The following is a 19,385-nucleotide window of genomic DNA, read 5'->3' as shown; positions in this document are numbered from 1 at the left end:
CAGGGTCACCTGCTCTGGCCGTTTTTGGCGCCCATTCCGGGGGACTTGTTCGCCGTGTGTTCGCCGGGCGATGTGGGCCGACGTCAGCGATGATCTGACGCTATCACTGATCTCTTGCGGTCACTGCTCAGAAACCGTGCTCCGATTCCCATGCCGAGGAGCGGACCACGCCGCGCATCATGCGCAGCAGCACCGACAGAGGGGCCTGGGTGACGGACTCGAGTCCGAGGATGGTCTCGGTCGTATCCAGCACCCGCGCGGCCACTGTGTCATTGCGTTCGAGCCATTCGGCCAGACGCTGCTTGGCACGCTCGTCCGGAGTCCCGGAGATCGGCGAGTCCGTCGCGGCGAGAACTGTCCCGGCCACAGAGAGGATGGCCGAGTAGAAGTCATCGCGCAATGAGCCGCGGGCCAGTGCCGACCACCGGTCGCTGCGGTCGAGGGCGCCGATGAGTGTCAGCACCTGCGAACCGGAGAACTTGTCGTTGACGGCGTAGTACACCTCTGCGACATCCTCCGCGGATTCATTCGTCCGGCCGGACAGCTGGGCGACGTCGAGGAGTGCGAATTCGTCGAGCAGAGCTGCCGCGCGCCACGCGAGTTCGCTCGGCACGCCTTCGTCGATGTAGCCCTGAGCCGTGGCCCTCATGCTGTCGGCGTCGAACCCATCGACGAGGTCGGGCACCCTGGCCCGCAGCGCCGCGACGACCTTGCCGTACGTCTCGATGCCGGAGTCGACGTCGAGTGTGTCGGGGGCCTGCTGCACCAGCCAGCGAGAGGACCGATCGAGCAGACGCACATAGGCGTGCTGCAGCTGGACCTGCACTGAGGTGGGCACCTTATTGTCGAGTGCACACACCGCCTCGAAGAAGTCGTCGAGTCCGAAGATCTCGGAGACGACGACGAAGACACGGGCGATCTGCGGCACCGAGGCGGGCGTCTCCTCCAGCATCCGGTAGACGTAGGTGAGCCCACCTCGGTCGATCATCCGGTTGACGAGCTTCGCTGTCGCGATCTCGCGGTGCAGGGGGTGCTCCGGTATCAGCTCTCCGTACTTCTCGACCAGGGAATCAGGGAAGTAGGAGGTCAGCTCCCGCCTCATCCAGTCCTCATCGGGAACCACGCTGTCGAGGATCTCATCGGCCGCATGCATCTTGGCGTAGGCCAGCAGAACGGCCAGTTCCGGGGAGACATACGAGCTGAAGTCACGGGTGGACAGTTCCAGCGCATCGGGCAGGAATTCGACCTGACGATCGAGGTCGGCGTTCTTCTCCAGATAACTGAGCATCCGCCCGTAGGTGCCCGACATCGATTCGGTCTGTGCCCGTGCCTCACCGAGGACGACGTTCTGGGCGTAGTTGTTGGCCAACACCCGATCGGCGACGTCATCGGTGAAGGACAGCAGCACGCGTTCCCGATCCTCGGCTGCGAAAGCTCCCTTGTGGAGCAGGGTGCGCAGGAGCAGCTTGATGTTGACCTCGTGGTCGGAGCTGTCGACTCCTGCGGAGTTGTCGACGGCATCGGTGTTGATCGCCACGCCGTTCAGCGCTGCTTCGACTCTGCCCAACTGGGTCACGCCGAGGTTGCCGCCTTCTCCGACGACCCGGCTGCGCAGGTCACGACCGTCGACGCGGATGGCGTCATTGGCCTTGTCGCCGACATCGCTATGGCTCTCATCCGAAGACTTGATGTAGGTCCCGATCCCGCCGTTGTAGACGAGATCGACAGGTGCTTTGAGGATCTGCGTCATCAGCTCGGCAGGGCTGCGTCTGCCGGGCTCGAGTCCCAGGGCCGCTGCGGCCTCGGGGCTGAGGTCCACGGACTTCGCGGATCGCGGGAAGACCCCGCCTCCGGTGGAGATGAGCTCCCTATCGTAGTCCTGCCAGCTGGAGCGCGGTAAGTCGAAGAGGCGCTTGCGTTCGACGAAGCTGCGTGCGGCATCGGGATTCGGATCAAGGAAGATGTCCCGATGGTCGAAGGCCGCGACGAGCCGAATGTGCTCGCTGCGCAGCATGCCGTTTCCGAAGACGTCACCGCTCATGTCGCCGATGCCCACGACATTGAAGTCATCGGCCGCGGTGTTGACACCGAGTTCGCGGAAGTGACGTTCGACGGATATCCATGCGCCGCGGGAGGTGATCGCCATCTTCTTGTGGTCATAGCCGACCGATCCGCCGGAGGCGAAGGCGTCACCGAGCCAGAAACCGCGACGCTCGGCGATGGCGTTGGCCACGTCTGAGAAGCGTGCGGTTCCCTTATCGGCGGCGACGACGAGATAGTAGTCATCACCGTCGTGGCGGATCACACGGTCCGGATGGACGACCTCCTGCTCACCGCCGTCGGCGGAGTAGACGAGGTTGTCGGCGACTTCGAGCAGACTTTCGATGAAGACCTCGTAGGCGGCCTGGCCAGCGGCCATCCACGCTTCGCGGTCGCTCATCGGAGGCAGCTGCTTGGGGAAGAACCCACCCTTGGCGCCTGTCGGGACGATGAGCGCGTTCTTGACCATCTGGGCCTTGACGAGGCCCAGGACCTCGGTGCGGAAGTCATCACGACGATCGGACCACCGCAGGCCGCCACGGGCTACTGTGCCGAAGCGCAGGTGCACGCCTTCGACCTGGGGCGAGTAGACCCACATCTCAAGAGCCGGTTTGGGCTTGGGCACGAAACTGAGCTCGTTGGCTCGGATCTTGAGCACGAGCGCCGTCGGCAGTTCGCCGGACTCATCGAGGAAGTAGTTCGTTCTCACGGTGGCGCGCAGCAGTTCGAGAGAGGAACGCAGCACACGGTCCGCGTCGAGGCTGGCGACCTGGCTGAGTGCCGTCTCGACCGACTCGTTGAGTTCGACCATCCTGTCTGCGCGACCGGACTCGTCAGTGGCCGGGTCGAACTTCGCGAAGAAGTAGTCCACCAGCAGCCGTGAGATATCCGGATTGTCGCTGTAGACCTCGCCCACATAGGCGTCGGAGTAGGTGAAACCGGCCTGACGCAGGTATTTGCCCAGTGCACGGATGATCGTCACATGCTTCCAGTGCATACCGCACACGACGAGACGATCGAAGACCCCGGCTTCCTTCTTGCCCTCCCAGCCGGCGATGAACGCATCTGAGATCCGTTCGCAGTCGGCATCGTCGAGCCCTTCGGGGAAGGTCAGTCCGAAGTCGTAGATGTAGCGGTGTGTACCGTCGACGAGGTCCAGCTCATGCGGGCGTTCGTCGAGAACGGTTGCTCCGAAGGCGGTGAGGAACGGCAGCACCTCCGAAAGTCCGACCCGCTCGTCGCGATAGAGCGCCAAGCGCACCGGGGCGTCCGAGGTGTCCTCCGGTCGGTAGAGTCGCACAACCGAACCATGACCGGCTTCCAGCGCTTCGAACCGTGCGACGTCGGCCACCGCATCAGCCGGTGTGTGGTGTTCTTCGTAGCTGGGTGGGAACGCCTTTGACCACCGGTCGGCGCGAGCGACCGAGCTGTCCCTGTCTCCACGCTCTGTGGGCGCGAGGAAAGCGTGGACGTCTTCTGACCAGGAGCGCACGGCGCCGACGATCCGCTTCTCCACGGTTTCGGGATCGATCTGCGGCAGTTCGACATCACGGGCGACGCGGGCAACGAAGTGAATGCGGGCCAGCGCGGATTCGGTCAGCAGCACGTCGAAGTCGACGCTTTCGGCCTGATAGAACTTTCGCAGAACCTCCTGGACCCGCATGCGCGCCGCCGTGTCGTAGAGGTCGCGGGGCAGGTAGAGGATGACGGAGACGAACCGCTGGTAGGGGTCACGGCGGACGAAGACCCTTGACTGGCGACGCTCCTGCATGTCGACGATCTGCATGACGACCTCGAAGATCGCCTCTGTTCCATCGTGCAGGAGGTCATCGCGCGGATAGGTCTCGAGGATGCCCAGGAGTTCGTTCGCCGAATGGGATCCGGCGGGGAATCCGCTGGCGGAGAGGATCTTGCGCACCTTGCGGTTGATGACCGGAATGTTGAGGACGCTGTCGTTGTAGAACTCGGGCTTGAACACACCGACGAAGCGACGTTCTCCGACGATCTCACCGGCTGCGTCGAAGGTCTTGACCCCGATGTAGTCCATGAAGGACCTCCGGATGACCCGGGAACGTGAGTTCGCCTTCGTCAGCACCAGCACATGGGGCTCATCGGCCTTATCGGCCACTGCCCGACTCAGGCGCGACTTCACCAACGGCCGCAGAGTGGAGATGCCCAGGGATGTGTGCTCGATCGGTTCGAGGCTGCTCTGGCTCTCATCATGGGAGTAGTCGTACTCGCGGTATCCGAGGAAGGTGAAATGGCCGTCGAGCCAGTTGAGCAGCTCCGCGGCGGCCTCGGCTTCGGAGGCGAGGTCTGAACGCGGAGGTTTCGCCTGCAGCTCCTTCGCGATGTCCTTGGCCCGGAGCGCCATGGCGCTGGCATCGGTGGCTGCGGCAACGACGTAGTCGAGGACGCTGCGCAGCTGGTCCTCGAGCTTGCCGTGCTCCTCTTCGGGAAGTCGATCGATCTCGAGGCGGATCCAGGACTGCTGCTGCGGAAGGACGGACCCGTCCGCCTCGGCGGTTTCAGCGATGAGAGGGATGCCGGCGGTGTCGGCGGAGACCGCCGGGGCCTCGGCCGGGGACAGCACCGACAGCTCGGAACCCTGTCCTTCGACGGCGATGATGGGGTGGTGGACCTGACGGATCGCCCGACCGCTGGTCGCCAGATCGCTGACGGTCGAGGAGACGAGGTGCGGCATGTCCGTCAGGACCATCGCGATGACGGTGTGGTTGTCACGGAACTCGGGAGAGTCGACTCCGGGATTGTAGATGGAGATCGCCGGTGATCGCCCGTCGTACTCGAGTCCCAGTGCGTAGTGCGAGGCGGCCGCCGCGGCCAGTGCCTCTGTTCCCGCTTCGGCTGTGCCAGGTTCGAAACGCGGATAGTACGCTTCGAGGAAATTCTCCGGGGCACCTTGCCCCTTCTGCTTCCTCCACTCTTCTGCAATGTCCGAATATGAGACCTGAGACACCATGTCACCTCTATGATCAGCGCGCAAAATTTACTGCGATTCGACACCGAACCGCCATCTCCCACACTATGCTCAAACGCTGAGAAAGGCACGCCGACGGCCCTGCCGCGTCATGACCCTGATCGCCTGGCAAACTTAAGCCATGCGAACTCTGACACTCAGCCATGAATACGCGGACTCACTGTCGGCTCTTCTCCTCAGGCTTGCCGACGTCTCGACCTGGCAGTCCCTGGGATCCGAGGCCCATGCGAAGCGGATCGATCCCGACACCGAGGTGACGGTGAAGACGCCGCTGCCGAAGAGCGAGATGCCCTCTGCCCTGGCCTCTCATCTCCCGGCGAATGCCGAACTCGTCGAGGTCTACCTCATTCCCGGAGATGTCATCGGAGACAGCGCGGAGATCCGGATGACCGCCCATGCGGCAGGGGTGCCCGTCGAGATCGATGCGCTCATCACGCTCGCGCAGACAGATTCGGGGACGTCTCTGTCGGTGCGCGCCGAGATCAGCTCTTCGATTCCCCTCTTCGGATCGATGGTCGAACAGGCAGTTGTGCCTATTCTTCAGACGCGACTCGACGACCGTCTGCACAAGCTCGACCAGTCCTAGGGCTGCCGATCTGAGACTGGCGTCCTGAGACTGAGGCCGGGTTCGCCCGGCCTCAGTCTCGGTCGCGCAGCAGTTCGGGCAGCTCGCTCACGTCGTACCAGAGAAGGTCAGCCTCGCCGAGGTGGTCCTCCGCTGCTTCGGTTCCCCGCCGGGCTGCGATGTCGGCAGCGTCCTCCCAGACCTCGGCCTCGTCGAGGTGGATGCTCGCGATTGATTTCATCTCGACTCCGTCCAGGGTGAGCACGTCGAATCCTTCGGCCAGCCCTTCACCGGCACTCGAATCGGGCGCGTCGTAGGCGACGACCGCGCGCGGTGAGACAGCGGCGGTCTCGAACGACTGGGTGGCGGCCAGTGCGGCCGCGATGCACAGAGCGTCGAATTCCCGTGCTTCGAGTTCTTCCCCTCCCAACTCTCGACCTTGGGCGTCGGGGGCGACTGCGTGCACGGATTCGAGTCCTGCACGCAGCGCGGTCAGTGTGGTCGGGATGTAGCAGCGAATGGACATGCTCCAATCCTAAAGGGACGCCGCTCTGCGCCGGGTACCCGGCTTCCGTGAGCGCTTCCGGGCCGGCAGCAGCTCGGCCACCACGTCAGCGATCTCCTGGCTGAGCACCGATTTCGGATTCGTCTCGTGGAGGGTGTGACCGGCCAACATGGCGGCATCGACCGTCGCCCGCTCGTCGCTGAAGATGAAATCGGGGTCGCGACGGACGAATCTGTTGAGCACTTCGCGAATGCGCACCTCGGCGGGGTGGCCGACGGCACCTGCACGGACCTTCGTGATGCCGATGCGCATCTTCGAGCCCATTGACTCCGCCCTGTCGGTGCCGAGCAGCTTGACGAGTCTCTGCAAACCGATCGGGTCGCCGGCGGCGAGGACGAGAACGGTGTCCGCGGCGTCGAGTGCGGCCCGAGTCGCACAGTGTCGATCGTAGAACGGATCGGCGAAGTCATCGTCGGGGTCCACCCGGTCTGCGACGTCGACGACGACGAGGTCGAACATCGTGGCCAGACGGGCAAGCACAGCGGTCAGGACCGAGGCTCGAATCTCCGGCCATCTGTCAGGCCTGGTCAATCCGGTGACGGCATGGAAGTCCTCGCGTATCGCAGCATGCGGAACGGCGGAGACGTCCAGGGGCGGAGTCTTCTCCGCCTCGAGTCGGCACAGACGTGCCAGATGCGCCGACTCCTCCGTCAGCCCCAAGGTCGTGGCCACCGTCGCGGCCACGGTGTCGGCGTCGACGACGACGCTGCGATGCCCTTGTCTGGCACCGTGATCGCCGAGGTTGACCGCCGTCAGGGTGCGGCCGGGTGAGGAGCCCGTCCCCCACACTGTGACGATGTGTCCCTGCCCGCCCGGTGGTCCGGGTGGGGTGCTGGGTCGCGGCGGGACGACGGTGGAATCGCGGGTGTCGTCGAGTGCCTGGGCAACGGTTTCGGCGTCTGCGGTGGACGGCACATGGCTGCCGATGCCGAGTGCCTCCAGCGACTCGGCGTCGTTGCCGAATCCCAGCACCGCCGTCCCCGCCGCCAGGATCGCGGCGATGACCTGTGCGTCCAGCCCCGGGAAGTACTGGCCGACGATGACGGCGTCGGCGCTGCCGGTCCTGCACAGCGCCAGCAGTTCGACGTCGTCTGCGGGTCGGGCGACGATGGTGACCTCGTCGACCTCGCTGAGGAGCTCGAACAGGATCAGGTCGAATTCGAAGTCCACGGCCAGAAGAACCTGCGTCATGACTGACCACTCCCGGCCCTGACCGCCGCGGGGGCGCCGACGACTGAGAGGAGACTGTTGCCGTCGAGGGCACCGAGCACATCGGAGAGCTCCGTGCTGGCGACGAAGACCTCGATTCTGGCACCATCCCCGACGCCGAAGCTGCCGACCTCACGAGTGATGTTGGAGACCGGAGCCGAGGTCACGATCTGTTGGGGGTCGACGCCCTCATCGTCGAGCCCTGTGGACTCAGGCTGAGCCCACACGTCGACCAGACTGCCGGCGTCGACCACCGTGGGCACTGAGCCGGCGACATCGATGGCCACGATCCTGCCCTCGAGCTCAGCGACCGGGGCCAGGGCCGAGGCCGGCAGAAGCTCACCGGCGGCGATCACAGCGCGTACGCTCGACTGATCCGGGAATCCGGCATCCGCGGACAGGTACTTGTCGCCGATATCGGCCAGATTTACCTCTGCCACCGTCAGATCCTCAGTACTGACCACCTGACCTGGGACAAGCGGCACCGCACTGGCCCACACACGGGTGGTGGCGTTCGCAGCGCTGATGAGCAGGTAGGTCGCGACGATGGCCACGACGACCAGGACCGCACCGACGAGCAGACGGGCATCGGTCCACTTCGGCCGACGAATTCGTTTCGAGAGCTCCATTGCATCTCCACCTCTGGAAAATTTCCCATGACAGGAACTGTTTCTGAGTGATAGTATTGAACACCAAACGAGGTCAAAGCAATGGTTTTGGCAAAAATTGTCACCAAGCAATCAGTCACCTGGAATGGGAAAGGGCCCTCATGGTCGTCGAAAATCGCTTCCTGCCGCTCACCGATGTGGCCGATCTGCTCAATGTCTCGATCGCTCAGGCCCGCGCCCTGGTCCGCACCGGGGATCTCCGTGCCATCAAGGTCGGCGGACGCGGACAGTGGCGGGTGGAGAAGACCGAGATCGAGGCGTACATCCAGCGCATGTACGAACGCACCGAGCACGAGATCAAAACCGGTTCGTTCGACGACTGAAGCGAGAGTCGCTCCCCTGGTCGAGGAACGACCGGGCACCAGCGCCTAGGCGAATGGGTTGACTCGGGTCTGCACCAGCGCAATCGCACGGTGAGGCACGATCCGCCCCGAGATCTCGACATAGTCAGAGGCCACCAAGTCGCAGCGCCCGCGGATAGCCCCGCCCTCACCCGCCAATTCCAGGGACACCTCCTCATGGACGGCGGCCAGACGCCTGAGCGCCGATCCCATCCCCAGCCGCTCCAAGGGCCCGGATTCGCGGCTGTGCCTTCTCGATCGGGTGCGAATCTCTCGTATCCATTCGATCGCCACAACGGCCGTCTCGATGCCGGCGATGACGAAGATCCCATTGCCCAGAAAGACAGCCGTCCCTGATATCTCTCGAGCGGCGACAACCACCTGCACCGGCTGGCCGATCGCGCCTCGCATGCGCTCGATCAAAGTTCGCTGTGCGGCATGAGCCGCGACTTCGTCACTGAGCTCACCTCTCCTGGCGTGGGCCTCACGCGAAGCGTGCATTGCTTCGACATCCGACAGGAGCGCGTCGATACGATCATCCATGAGATGAAGCCTGCCGCAGCCGAGAGCGACAGACAAGAGCCTCGGCACATATCAGCAGAACTACACCTTCGTAGTTATATTTGTCTATTGACACCAAACTACATCTAACAGCACTATAGAGTTACGTTTCCAATGAAGGGCGACTCTCATGTATCTGCTGATAGCTTGCACCATCTCGTGGCTCTGTCTGATCGGTGCTTTCCTCACCACCTGGGATCACCTCCCTGCGCCGCGCAGCACCACTGATCTGGTTGTCATCATCGTCGTGGGCACGGCCACCGTGCTGTTCTCTCGGCTGGGTGTCGTCTCGCTGCTGACGCTGCTGGTCAGGCTCCTTCCACATGGGCGCATGAGAACAATCGCCACGCGGACCGTGCTGCGCATCGTACCCACCATGCTGCGTTCGAGTGTTCTTGCCGCAGCCTCGGCCAGCCTGGTTGTCCACGCGGCGCACGCCTCTCCCCTGCCGGCCGATGCACCTTCGCTCGACGACCATCGGGTATCCGTCGCCGCCACAGCTGCCCCTTCGCTCGATCCGGGGTGGCCGACCGCAGTCCCAGACGATCCCCCGCCGGACCCGGGCTGGCCGACCGCTCCACCGGCTGCTCCACCGGCCGCCGGACCGGAGCCCTCGCCACACCAGAATGGGCCGACCACCGACGATGAGGCTGAGGTTCATATTGTCGGAGTCGGGGAAAGCCTGTGGTCGATCGCTGTGAACCAGCCCTCATCCCGTGGCCTCACTCAAGACATCGTCGACGACATCTACTCAGACAACCGGGACGTCATCGGTGCGAATCCGAACCTCATCATGCCCGGCCAACGATTGGAGATTCAGCCATGACCGCCCCACTGGTGCTTTCACGTCCTCGAGTGGCATCGACGCCATTGCGCAGCGGAGCGCAGAATCCTGTTGCGACCGCCCCTGCTGCGAAGCAGAGCAGGGGCAGCGAAGACGACAGAGACGACGGCCGCATTGCGGCTACCGCGACATCGTTGGCGGTGGCGTGTTTGGAGATCTTCGCCGGCATACGGCGCAGCGATTCCATCTCCCGCTGGGTCGACCGAGCTCTGCTGGACAAGATCGATCAACGCGCCCAGCTTCGAGCAGAGGTCGCCCCGAGCAAACCGATGGGAGAACTCGGCGCAACGCGCACCCTGCGTGCGGGCAATGCCAGAGTCTGCCGGGTCACCGACGCAATCGCCGAAGTCACCGTCGTGGTCCGCACACAGAACCGGTTCCGGGCGGTGGCAATTCGCTTGGAGCTGCTCACCACCCGGTGGACGATGACTGCGCTGCAGACGATGTGAGCGCGAGGTCAGAGATGCAGAGTCAGCTCTTCGCCTTCTTCTTCGCGCGACGCTGAGCACGGTTGGCCGGCTGCTCGGCCCCGGCCTCCTCATCCTCAGATTCTGACATTGAGGACGAACCGTCCTCGGAGGGCGCCGACAGCTGCATCTTGGGCGTCGTGTGACGCAGTTCGGCCGCATCGACCTCAACGTCGGAGTCATCGTCGGACGTGTCCTCGGCCTGTTTCACGGTCACCTGCAGTGTGTTGGTGAGTCGGACGACGTCCTCCTTGATCCCATCCTGCATGGTTTTGAACATGTCGAAACCTTCGCGCTGATATTCCACCAGCGGATCCTTCTGCGCCATGGCTCGCAGACCGATGCCGTTCTTCAGGTAGTCCATCTCGTAGAGGTGTTCGCGCCAGCGCTTGTCGATGACCGAGAGAACGACGCGTCGTTCGAGTTCACGGGTGGCTTCTTCGCCCAGCGTCTCTTCCCGCTGTTCGTAGAACACCTCGATATCCGACTGGATCTCCTGGTTGAGGCGGTTCTTCGTCAGGTTGCCGATGCCGCCGACCTCTTCGGCCAGGTCCTCTTCCGTGATCGAAGGCTCATAGATCTTGCCCAGGGCTTCGAAGAGTTCGTCGACCTTCCAGTCCTCGACCGGCCCGGTGGTGGCCTCTGCCACATAGTCGTCGATGATCTCCTCCCGGAACTTCGCGACCTGTTCTTCCAGATCTGCCCCGTCGAGGACACTGCGCCGCTCATCGTAGATCACGGTGCGCTGACGGTTGAGCACGTCATCGTATTTGAGGACGTTCTTGCGCTGTTCGGCATTGCGCTGTTCGATCTGAGTCTGCGCCGAGAGAATGGCTCGGGAGACCATTTTGGATTCCAGCGGAACATCGTCGGGGACATTGGCAGTGGCCATGATCCGCTCGGCGGCACCGGAGCCGAAGAGTCGCATCAGATCATCGGTCAGGGACAGGTAGAAGCGACTCTCACCGGGGTCGCCCTGGCGTCCGGAACGTCCACGGAGCTGGTTGTCGATGCGCCTGGACTCGTGACGTTCGGTGCCGAGGACGTAGAGTCCACCGGCCTCGACGACTTCTTTGGCCTCGGATTTGACTCGCTTCTCCGCTGCCTTGATGACGTCGTGCCATTCGGCCTCGTACTGCTCTTCGTCCTCCTGCGGGTCCAATCCACGCTGCTCCATCTCGGCCACCGCGAGGAATTCGGCGTTGCCGCCGAGCATGATGTCGGTACCGCGACCGGCCATGTTCGTCGCCACTGTGACGGCACTCTTCCGTCCGGCCAGCGCGACGATGGAGGCTTCACCTGCGTGGTTCTTCGCGTTGAGCACTTCATGGCGGATGCCGCGCTTCGCCAGGTGCTTGGAGAGGTATTCGCTCTTCTCGACGCTGGTGGTGCCGACGAGGATCGGCTGTCCGGTCTCGTGGCGTTCGGCGATGTCGTCGACGACGGCATCGAACTTCGACACCTCGTTCTTGTAGACGAGATCCGACTGGTCCATGCGCTGCATCGGCTTGTTCGTCGGGATCGGGACCACACCGAGTTTGTAGGTCGACATGAACTCCGCGGCTTCGGTCTCTGCCGTACCGGTCATGCCGGAGAGCTTCTCGTAGAGACGGAAGAAGTTCTGCAGGGTGATCGTCGCCAGGGTCTGGTTCTCTGCCTGGACCTTGACGTTCTCCTTGGCCTCGATGGCCTGGTGCAGACCCTCGTTGTAGCGGCGCCCCTTGAGCACACGACCGGTATGTTCGTCGACGATGAGGACTTCACCGTCGAGGATCACGTAGTCCTTGTCCTTCTTGAAGAGCTCTTTGGCGCGGATCGCATTGTTGAGGAAGCTGATCAGCGGGGTGTTCTCTGCGTCGTAGAGGTTGCCGATTCCCAGGTAGTCCTCGACTCGCTCGATGCCGGGTTCGAGAATACCCACCGTGCGCTTCTTCTCATCGACTTCGTAGTCTCGGTCGGTCTTGAGTCTCTTGACGACCTTGGCGAACTCTTCGTACCAGCGGTTGCCATCGCCTTCGGCCGGGCCGGAGATGATGAGTGGGGTGCGGGCCTCGTCGATGAGGATCGAGTCGACCTCGTCGACGATCGCGAATGCGTGTCCGCGCTGCACCAGTTCCTCGGCAGACCAGGCCATGTTGTCGCGCAGGTAGTCGAAGCCGAACTCGTTGTTCGTGCCGTAGGTGATGTCGGCGGCATACTGCTTGCGACGGTTGTCCGAGGACATGTTCGCCTGGATGCAGCCGGTCTCCATGCCGAGGAACCGGAACACGCGGCCCATGAGTTCGGACTGATAGGTGGCCAGGTAGTCATTGACCGTGATGATGTGCACGGAGCCACCGGTGAGGGCATTGAGGTAAGCCGGGGCGGTCGCGACCAGGGTCTTGCCTTCACCGGTCTTCATCTCAGCGATGTTGCCCAGGTGCAGTGCCGCCCCACCCATGAGCTGCACGTCGAAGTGGCGCATGCCCAAGGTCCGTTCCGAGGCCTCACGGACGGCTGCGAAGGCCTCCGGAAGCAGCGACTCGAGCGTCTCACCATCCTGATAGCGCTTCTTGAAGCGATCGGTTTCCTCCCGAAGCTCAGCGTCTGACATTTCGCTGAACTCCTCGGACAGCGCATTGATCGCATCCGTGTACTGGCGGAGCTTCTTCAGCGTGCGTCCCTCACCGGTACGCAGAAGCTTCTCGAGGAAATTAGCCACTTTTCTCCTAAACGGCATAAATGCCTGACAACAACTCGGACGACTCTATAATCCCTAGCTTAATGGCAGGTGAGTACCACTCATATCCACCGCCCCCAATCCGAGCCACTTCGCCATTTCGCGCAGTTCGAGTGCCAGGTCCTCCTCGTGCTCTTCGTCGGGTTCCCACGTCACCTTGAGCGCCCGGAGGGTGTTCGCCGCCCGGTCCCGATGCAGATCGACTCGTCCGACGAGGCGTTCGCCGAGGAGGAACGGCAGCACGTAGTATCCGTGGATACGGTCCTGGGCCGGAGTGTAGATCTCGATCCGGTAGTGGAAGTCGAAAAGCCATTCGATCCGCGGCCTGTGGAAGACCAAGGGGTCGAATGGGGCCAGGAGAGCTCTGGCCGTGACAGCACGAGGTGTCTTCGCGGCATGCCATTTCAGCGCCCGTGTCCCCTCGACGTCGACTTCGATGAGTTCGCCCGAGACGAGCAGCGAGGTGATCGCCTCGTCTGTGGGCCCGCGCCGCTGCCGGAAGTAGTCCGCAAGGCAGTCGGGTCGGGCGATGCCCAGTGCCCGGGCCGCGATCCGGGTCAGTTCGAGCACGTTGTTGGCTGTGCCGGATACACCGCGGGGTCGTTCGGCTTCGGGATCGATGCCCAGTTCGGGATGGGAGGCGGGTCCATAGGACAGCGTCGTCTGCGGCAGAGCAGGGCTGACGTCGTGCGGCAGAGCGTAGACGCGTTCGAAGTGATCGTTGCGCCCGGCGGCACTGATGACGCCGCCGGCGAACAGCGCTTCGAGCGCAATCTTGACCTGGCTGGGATTCCATCCCCAGTGACCGCGGTTGCGTTCGGGGATCTCATGGTCGACGAGTGCGGCGACCGCTCGTGCGGTTTTCGGCCCCGATCCCACAACGTCGAGGACTGACTGCTGCAGGGCTCGGAAGTCCCCTCCGCTGTCGGGGTGACGCTGACCGTAGTCGTTGCGCCACCATTCGGTTCTGGTCCGTTCGAAATGTCGCCATGTCTCCGGCGGAACGAAGGCCGCAGCATGGGCCCAGTATTCGACGCCCATGCGTGGTGCGGAGTAGAAGAGCCGGTCAAGGGTCTCACGTGGGTAGGGGCCGAGCCGCGAGTAGTACGGCAGGTAGTGCGCACGCACCACTCGTGAGACCGAGTCGATCTGGGTCAGTCCCATTCTGGCAAAGGTGGATTTCAGATGCCGCGCCGTCACCCGCGACGGGCGCGGACGATCGAGCCCCGTCGCTGCGATCGCAGTTCTCCGTGCTGCTGACAGTGTCATCTTCTGCATGGGCCCACAGTAGAGCACACCGATGTCACGGCACAGACGACCGCAGAGCCCCGCGCAGCCACATGTGTCCATCCGGCCGAGACGGATCAGCCCTTCGGCCGAAGCCGGGAGAGGTCGCGAGCGGAAGGATTGTGGATGTCACAACCGATCTCCCCAGCCGAAGGAACCAGGACACCTCATGAAGAAGGCCATCATCGCCCTCGCCTCCCTGCTCGTCATCATCGCCGCCGCCGTCGGCGCGCTCTTCGTCTGGGAGCACCAATCGAAGCTCGCGTTGGAGGGGCAGGTCGAGGACTCCGTCGACCTCACCTATGTCGATCTCGAGCTGCAGGACGGGACGAACAAGGACCAGCTCCTCGTCCACCAGCTCAGCAACGGCGAACCTGAGAGTCTCACCCGCTTCGTCACCTTCGACCACCCTGAAGGCGAGGTTGATCCGATCGAGCGCGTCGACGGCGAAAAGGTCACCTACTCGGCCGATGTGAAGGACCACAAGCTGCGCCTGGTCGCCGATGGACACAAGACCGGTGAGATCGCGGTGGAAAAGGGCGTGAGCCAGAATGGTGCAGCCGTGACCGATACCGGCTGAGCATCTGAGCGGCACAGTGCCCCGATTACACTGTGAAGAGATGAAGACTGTGATCACGTGGCTGTGGCTCGTCCCGCTGCCCCTGACGTTCGCGCTCGAGCTGCTGACCGGGACAGGGTGGCTGCTCACGGTCGCCGATGTGTTCGCATCGGCGACCGCGCTGCCGATCCTGGTGCGTTCTCAGCGCCGCACCGCCCGAGGCGAGGTCCCGAGCACGGGGATGCTCGCACTCGCGGCTCTGGCCCTGCTCCTTGCCCTCGTGCCGGTGGCCCTGGCCACAACCCTGAGCCTGACCGTGCTGTGGCTGAGCATGGTGACGGTGGTCATGCTCGCCCGCTGGTTCGCCGCCGGCCCACAACTCCTGATGCTCATTCTCCTCTCGGTGGGCAGCATCGTCACGCCCGCTCTGATGGCGGGCGATGGCCTGACATTCGCCTTCGGCGCATCCACAGTGATCGTGGCCAGCCTCGCCCTGGGTCTGCTCCTGCGGATGGTCGACCGGTCCCTGATCGAACGTCATGCCACCGCCGTCGAGGCGGAACGACGCCGGATGGCCACCGAGCTCCACGACCTGGTCGCCCACGAGGTCACCGGGATCATCGTCCTCTCGCAGGCCGCGGCACGCAGCGAGGACGCCGGTGTTCTCACGACCGCGCTGGCCACGATCGAGGAGTCCGGAACCCGTGCCCTCGAGGAGATCCGGGCGCTTGTCTCGAATGCCCCTTCACACGCCAGTGCCCGCTCGCCGATCGCTTCCGGCATCCAGGCTCTCCTCGATCGGGCCGAGAGCTTCGAGGGCGCATCGGTCCTCACTCTCGAAATCGATGACACCGTCACCGAGGTGGTGCCCTCCTCCGTCTGGCCCGTCCTCGACCGGGTGCTGGCGGAGGCGCTGACGAACATCCGCCGACATGCGGGAGCCGCGGTCCCGGTCACGGTCCGGGTGTCCACCGCCGCCTCGGCGAGGCCAGAGCACCGACGCGTTCGCGACATCGCCCTCACCGTGGTCAACGGCCCCGGTCCCGGTGGGATCGGAACCGGCAGTGGAACGGGGCTGCACGGGCTGCGCGCACGGGTCGACCACCTCGGCGGGAGTCTGCTCGCGGGGCCGGGCCACGAAGGCGGGTGGGTGTTGGAGGCTCGGATACCCTTGAACCCGACAGCAGACGAATGAGGCCGATGGCGGCCGATGGAGGGCGAACGTGATTCGAGTGGCGCTGGTCGATGACCAGGACATGGTGCGGATGGGGTTCTCCCTCATCCTCGACGCCGATGAGTCGATCTCCGTGGTCGGGCAGGCAGCCGACGGCGTCGATGCCATCGAATTGGCCAAACGCGAACAGCCGGACGTCATCCTCCTCGACATTCGGATGCCCAAACTCGACGGGCTCGCCGCACTTCCCCGCCTGACCCCGATCTCGAAGGTCATCATGGTCACGACCTTCGACGATGATGACTACGTCGATGCGGCACTGGCCGGCGGTGCGAGCGGGTTCCTCCTCAAGGATGCCGGACCCGATCTGCTGCTGGCCGCTGTCAGGGCAGCCGCGAACGGTGATGCTCTGATCTCACCGTCGCTGACCCTGGATCTGCTCAGCCGCCGCGCCCAGGCCGGGGGTGCGGGCGAGGACCGGGTCGCAGGCTTGAGCGGTCGGGAGAACGACGTCGCTCGTCTCGTGGCCAGGGGCCGGACGAACCAGGAGATCTGCGCCGAGCTCTTCATCTCGCTCGGGACCGTGAAGACCCACTTGGGCAACATCCAGACTCGCCTCGGAGCCCGCAATCGGGTCGAGATCGCCGCCCGGATGTGGGAGTCGGGTGTGATGAATCGGCCGAATGGCTGATCCCCGTTCTCACAGTCGGGCCATTGTGCTGATGTGGGCGGCGGGCGCATCCGACCAGAATGGCAATCATGAGTTCAGACACCAGTGACCACCCGTCCGCATCACCGACCATCACCCCGGCCCACACCACGGACACAACCCGTGCCATGAGCGGATCACATTCAGCAGGCCGATCCCGCATCGCAGCCCTCGACGTTCTGCGCGGGCTCGCCCTGTGCGGCATCATGATCGTCAATCTGCCGCCCATGTTCGGCCTCGACGCCATCACCGAGACCGGAGCGGTCGAGAGCTTCTACAGGGTCGAACAGGACTTCGTGCAGAACCGCTTCTTCCCGATCTTCTCCCTGCTGTTCGGCATCGGCTTCGGCATCATGTGGAACTCGGCCAGGGCCCGCAGCCCCCGACCTCGGCTGGCGCTGCTGCGTCGTTTACTCTTCCTCGGCGTCATCGGAGTCGGCCACACGTTCCTGCAGCCCGGCGAGGCTCTGCTGCCCTATGCGATCGTCGCGCTCCTCATCCTGATTCCCTCGACATGGATTCCCGCCCGAGCACTGGCTGTGACCACGTCGATCACCGGAGCGGTGCTCCTGGCCGCGGGGGTCTGGTCCGGCGGCGGTATGGTGATCATCCCCGGACTCTTCCTGCTGGGATTCGCCGCCGGGTACTCCGACATCGTCCGCCGCGGCCTGCATCATCCGGGCTGGCTGGCCCTGGTCGGTGCCGTGAGTGCCGTGATCTCCGTGCTCGGATTCCTCATCACCGACTACAACACCCGCCACCTGTACATGTGGATCACCGCCGGCCTCGGCATCACCATGGCGCTGTGCTTCGTCATCATCGTCATGCTGCTGATGACCACCCCCGCCGAGGCGATCCTGCGACCGATCTTCGCTCCTCTGGGTCGGATGGCGCTGAGCAACTACATCGGTGCCACCCTGCTCATCCTCGCTGCCAAGGCCGTTGAGCCCGACCTGGCCCAATTCGATGACCATGGCGGATATCTGGCGGGCGTGCTCATCTGCGTCGGCATCATGGTCATCCAGATGCTGGTCTCCGCCCTGTGGCTGCGCTTCGTCGGGCAGGGGCCGTTGGAGAGGCTCTGGCGTCTGGTCACCTGGGGTCGCGAAGGCGCTCGAGCCTGAGACCGGCTCCCCTCACGTCAGAGATTCCAGACGCAGATCGCCGAGGCGGGGACACCCACCTCGGCGATCGAGCTCGTGTTCTCGGGTGTGTTCAGATCGGGTCAGTCGAGAGCGCCCTGAAGTTCGCGATCGAGTGTGATGACGCCGTAGCTCCATCCCTTGCGGCGGTAGACGACGGACGGTTTGCTCGACTCCTCGTCGATGAACAGATAGAAGTCGTGACCGACGAGCTCCATGCGATTGAGTGCTTCCTCGATGCCGATGGGAGCCCCGTTGAATGTCTTCTCACGCAGAACCACGGGTGAGTCGCCTTCGGCCTTGATGCGACCGTTCGTCTTGTCGGCGTTCTCCGGCTCGTTCGGAGTGAGAGCCGCGCCTTCCTCGGGAACCAGAGAATCGGCGACGGGCATCTTGGCCAGTGCCTCAGCGGTCGATTCCTTCCGGTGATGACCGGCTCGAGGCACCTTGTTGCGGTCCCGGGCACGCCGTAATCGCTCGACGAGCTTCGCCCAGGCGAGGTCCAATGCAGCATATTTGTCGCTTGCCATGGCTTCTGCGCGAATGGCCGGCCCCTTCGCTACGACGGTGAGCTCGACTCGTTCGCTGGTTTCTGGCTGGCGAGAGTTCTTTTCATGAGCGACGTGCACCTCGACTCGTTGGGCTCGCGGCGCGAGCTGCTCGACCTTCGCGATCTTGTCCTCAATGTGGGCCCGAAAACTGTCGGAGATGGTCAGTTGACGTCCGTTGACAACAATGTCCATGATGCGTCCTTAGCGACTCGTTCCTCGGATTCATCCGATCCCATTCCCTTGGATGGGTAAACCCCGTTATACAGTAAAGGGAGAGACAAATCGAGTGCCCCCGCGGCCGAGCCCGAGAACGGCTCCTGCAGCGGGTCTGATCTGCACCGATGCTAGTACCCGTGCGCTTTCTGCCAAGGTAGCTCCAGTAGTTGAGAAGTCATCGACGAGAATGTCAGCACCGGATTCGCCTCCGCCTGCGGGAGATATCGAGTCTGAGGCCCTCGGCTCGAGGTACTGCGACCTGGCCACATTGCGCTGCCTCGCATGGGCTCCCAGACCGACCTGGTCATGGTGGCGTCGTGTGAGGAGAACGTCGACGACCTCCAAGGACAGTTCGGGAACGAGTTCGGCGGCGCGTCGGGCAAGGACCGCGGTGTGGGAGCCGCCTCGGCGTCGCCGTGCCTGCGCGGAGCTCGGCGCGGGGAACAGTCTGACCGGGCCGCCCGAATGATGAGCCAACTCCAAGGCCGCGGTGATGGAACGCGCAAGTGCCAGGGCCAGAGGGTCGAGGATGTCGCGGCGACCATTGTCCTTGAAATTGACCACCATGTGAGAGACCTGCGAACTGTATTCCGAGACGCCGACGACGGGGATCTGGCCGTACCGCGGCTCCATGGCTCGCGGGATGCCGCCGAGCAGCTTGAGACAGGCTGTGCACAGGGAGACGTCCTCCCGGCCGCAGCCGGCACACCGGCGGGGCAGGAAGAGTTCGCCGAATTCGGTCAGCAGTCCCATGGGAGAAATCTACTATG

General features: G+C 63.8%; 17 protein-coding genes. 8 read left to right on the top strand and 9 right to left on the bottom strand.

Annotated features, from left to right (window positions below; genetic code table 11):
* Positions 1 to 127: 127 nt before the first annotated feature.
* Positions 128 to 5,020 (bottom strand): NAD-glutamate dehydrogenase, encoded by a 4,893-nt coding sequence (locus L0G76_RS01605; protein WP_304355679.1) that lies wholly within the window; start codon positions 5,018 to 5,020, stop codon positions 128 to 130.
* Between the two features lie 139 nt (positions 5,021 to 5,159).
* Here L0G76_RS01605 and L0G76_RS01600 point away from each other — a divergent pair, with 139 nt between their 5' ends.
* Positions 5,160 to 5,624, top strand: coding sequence for a DUF2505 domain-containing protein (locus L0G76_RS01600; RefSeq protein ID WP_304355678.1), 465 nt, complete (start codon positions 5,160 to 5,162; stop codon positions 5,622 to 5,624).
* A gap of 52 nt (positions 5,625 to 5,676) precedes the next feature.
* Here L0G76_RS01600 and L0G76_RS01595 read toward each other — a convergent pair whose 3' ends face one another.
* The 3 genes from L0G76_RS01595 to L0G76_RS01585 are packed head-to-tail and all read right to left on the bottom strand — an operon-like array spanning position 5,677 to position 8,006.
* On the bottom strand, positions 5,677 to 6,129 hold the full coding sequence (locus L0G76_RS01595) for a DUF6912 family protein (protein WP_304355677.1): 453 nt from the start codon (positions 6,127 to 6,129) through the stop codon (positions 5,677 to 5,679).
* 9 nt (positions 6,130 to 6,138) lie between these two features.
* Positions 6,139 to 7,359 carry a CpaE/TadZ family protein gene (locus L0G76_RS01590; protein WP_304355676.1) on the bottom strand — a complete coding sequence of 407 codons (1,221 nt, stop codon included), beginning with the start codon at positions 7,357 to 7,359 and terminating at the stop codon, positions 6,139 to 6,141.
* Positions 7,356 to 8,006 carry a hypothetical protein gene (locus L0G76_RS01585; protein ID WP_304355675.1) on the bottom strand — a complete coding sequence of 217 codons (651 nt, stop codon included), beginning with the start codon at positions 8,004 to 8,006 and terminating at the stop codon, positions 7,356 to 7,358. The genes L0G76_RS01590 and L0G76_RS01585 overlap by 4 nt, the downstream gene beginning before the upstream one ends.
* A gap of 140 nt (positions 8,007 to 8,146) precedes the next feature.
* Here L0G76_RS01585 and L0G76_RS01580 point away from each other — a divergent pair, with 140 nt between their 5' ends.
* On the top strand, positions 8,147 to 8,368 hold the full coding sequence (locus L0G76_RS01580) for a helix-turn-helix domain-containing protein (protein WP_092102246.1): 222 nt from the start codon (positions 8,147 to 8,149) through the stop codon (positions 8,366 to 8,368).
* 45 nt (positions 8,369 to 8,413) lie between these two features.
* Here the strand turns inward: L0G76_RS01580 and L0G76_RS01575 are convergent, their stop codons facing one another.
* A complete protein-coding gene (locus L0G76_RS01575) occupies positions 8,414 to 8,929 on the bottom strand; it encodes a hypothetical protein (RefSeq protein WP_304355674.1) in 516 nt (171 codons plus the stop codon).
* Between the two features lie 148 nt (positions 8,930 to 9,077).
* Between L0G76_RS01575 and L0G76_RS01570 the strand changes: the two genes are divergently transcribed.
* Together L0G76_RS01570 and L0G76_RS01565 are read left to right on the top strand one after the other, a co-directional pair.
* A complete protein-coding gene (locus L0G76_RS01570; RefSeq protein WP_304355673.1) occupies positions 9,078 to 9,773 on the top strand; it encodes a LysM peptidoglycan-binding domain-containing protein in 696 nt (231 codons plus the stop codon).
* Positions 9,770 to 10,240, top strand: coding sequence for an Rv3235 family protein (locus tag L0G76_RS01565; RefSeq protein WP_304355672.1), 471 nt, complete (start codon positions 9,770 to 9,772; stop codon positions 10,238 to 10,240). Before L0G76_RS01570 ends, L0G76_RS01565 begins: the two co-directional genes overlap by 4 nt.
* A 22-nt stretch (positions 10,241 to 10,262) precedes the next feature.
* Here the strand turns inward: L0G76_RS01565 and secA are convergent, their stop codons facing one another.
* Together secA and L0G76_RS01555 are read right to left on the bottom strand one after the other, a co-directional pair.
* Positions 10,263 to 12,959, bottom strand: coding sequence for a preprotein translocase subunit SecA (gene secA, locus L0G76_RS01560; protein WP_304355671.1), 2,697 nt, complete (start codon positions 12,957 to 12,959; stop codon positions 10,263 to 10,265).
* A 54-nt stretch (positions 12,960 to 13,013) separates the two neighbouring features.
* A complete protein-coding gene (locus tag L0G76_RS01555; RefSeq protein WP_304355670.1) occupies positions 13,014 to 14,255 on the bottom strand; it encodes a winged helix-turn-helix domain-containing protein in 1,242 nt (413 codons plus the stop codon).
* A gap of 178 nt (positions 14,256 to 14,433) precedes the next feature.
* Between L0G76_RS01555 and L0G76_RS01550 the strand changes: the two genes are divergently transcribed.
* From L0G76_RS01550 to L0G76_RS01535, 4 genes are all read left to right on the top strand, one after another.
* Positions 14,434 to 14,844, top strand: a complete 411-nt coding sequence (locus L0G76_RS01550) for a hypothetical protein (protein WP_304355669.1) — start codon at positions 14,434 to 14,436, stop codon at positions 14,842 to 14,844.
* Positions 14,845 to 14,884: 40 nt separating this feature from the next.
* Complete coding sequence (locus tag L0G76_RS01545) at positions 14,885 to 16,018, top strand: sensor histidine kinase (RefSeq protein ID WP_304355668.1); 1,134 nt, start codon at positions 14,885 to 14,887, stop codon at positions 16,016 to 16,018.
* A 28-nt stretch (positions 16,019 to 16,046) separates the two neighbouring features.
* Entirely contained in the window at positions 16,047 to 16,688 is a 642-nt protein-coding gene (locus L0G76_RS01540; RefSeq protein WP_197679651.1) for a response regulator, read from the top strand.
* Between the two features lie 68 nt (positions 16,689 to 16,756).
* Positions 16,757 to 17,830: a DUF418 domain-containing protein gene (locus L0G76_RS01535; RefSeq protein ID WP_304355667.1), complete on the top strand. Its 1,074-nt coding sequence runs from the start codon at positions 16,757 to 16,759 to the stop codon at positions 17,828 to 17,830.
* Positions 17,831 to 17,931: 101 nt separating this feature from the next.
* Here L0G76_RS01535 and hpf read toward each other — a convergent pair whose 3' ends face one another.
* Both hpf and L0G76_RS01525 read right to left on the bottom strand, forming a co-directional pair.
* Positions 17,932 to 18,591, bottom strand: coding sequence for a ribosome hibernation-promoting factor, HPF/YfiA family (gene hpf, locus L0G76_RS01530; protein ID WP_304355666.1), 660 nt, complete (start codon positions 18,589 to 18,591; stop codon positions 17,932 to 17,934).
* 66 nt (positions 18,592 to 18,657) lie between these two features.
* Positions 18,658 to 19,368, bottom strand: coding sequence for a ComF family protein (locus L0G76_RS01525; RefSeq protein WP_304355665.1), 711 nt, complete (start codon positions 19,366 to 19,368; stop codon positions 18,658 to 18,660).
* Positions 19,369 to 19,385: the final 17 nt, after the last annotated feature.

The organism is Brevibacterium picturae, assembly GCF_030453725.1.
In the GTDB taxonomy this organism is placed as follows: domain Bacteria; phylum Actinomycetota; class Actinomycetes; order Actinomycetales; family Brevibacteriaceae; genus Brevibacterium; species Brevibacterium sandarakinum_A.
Note: the sequence above shows the minus strand (reverse complement) of the source record. Positions and strands in the feature narration are given on the sequence as shown.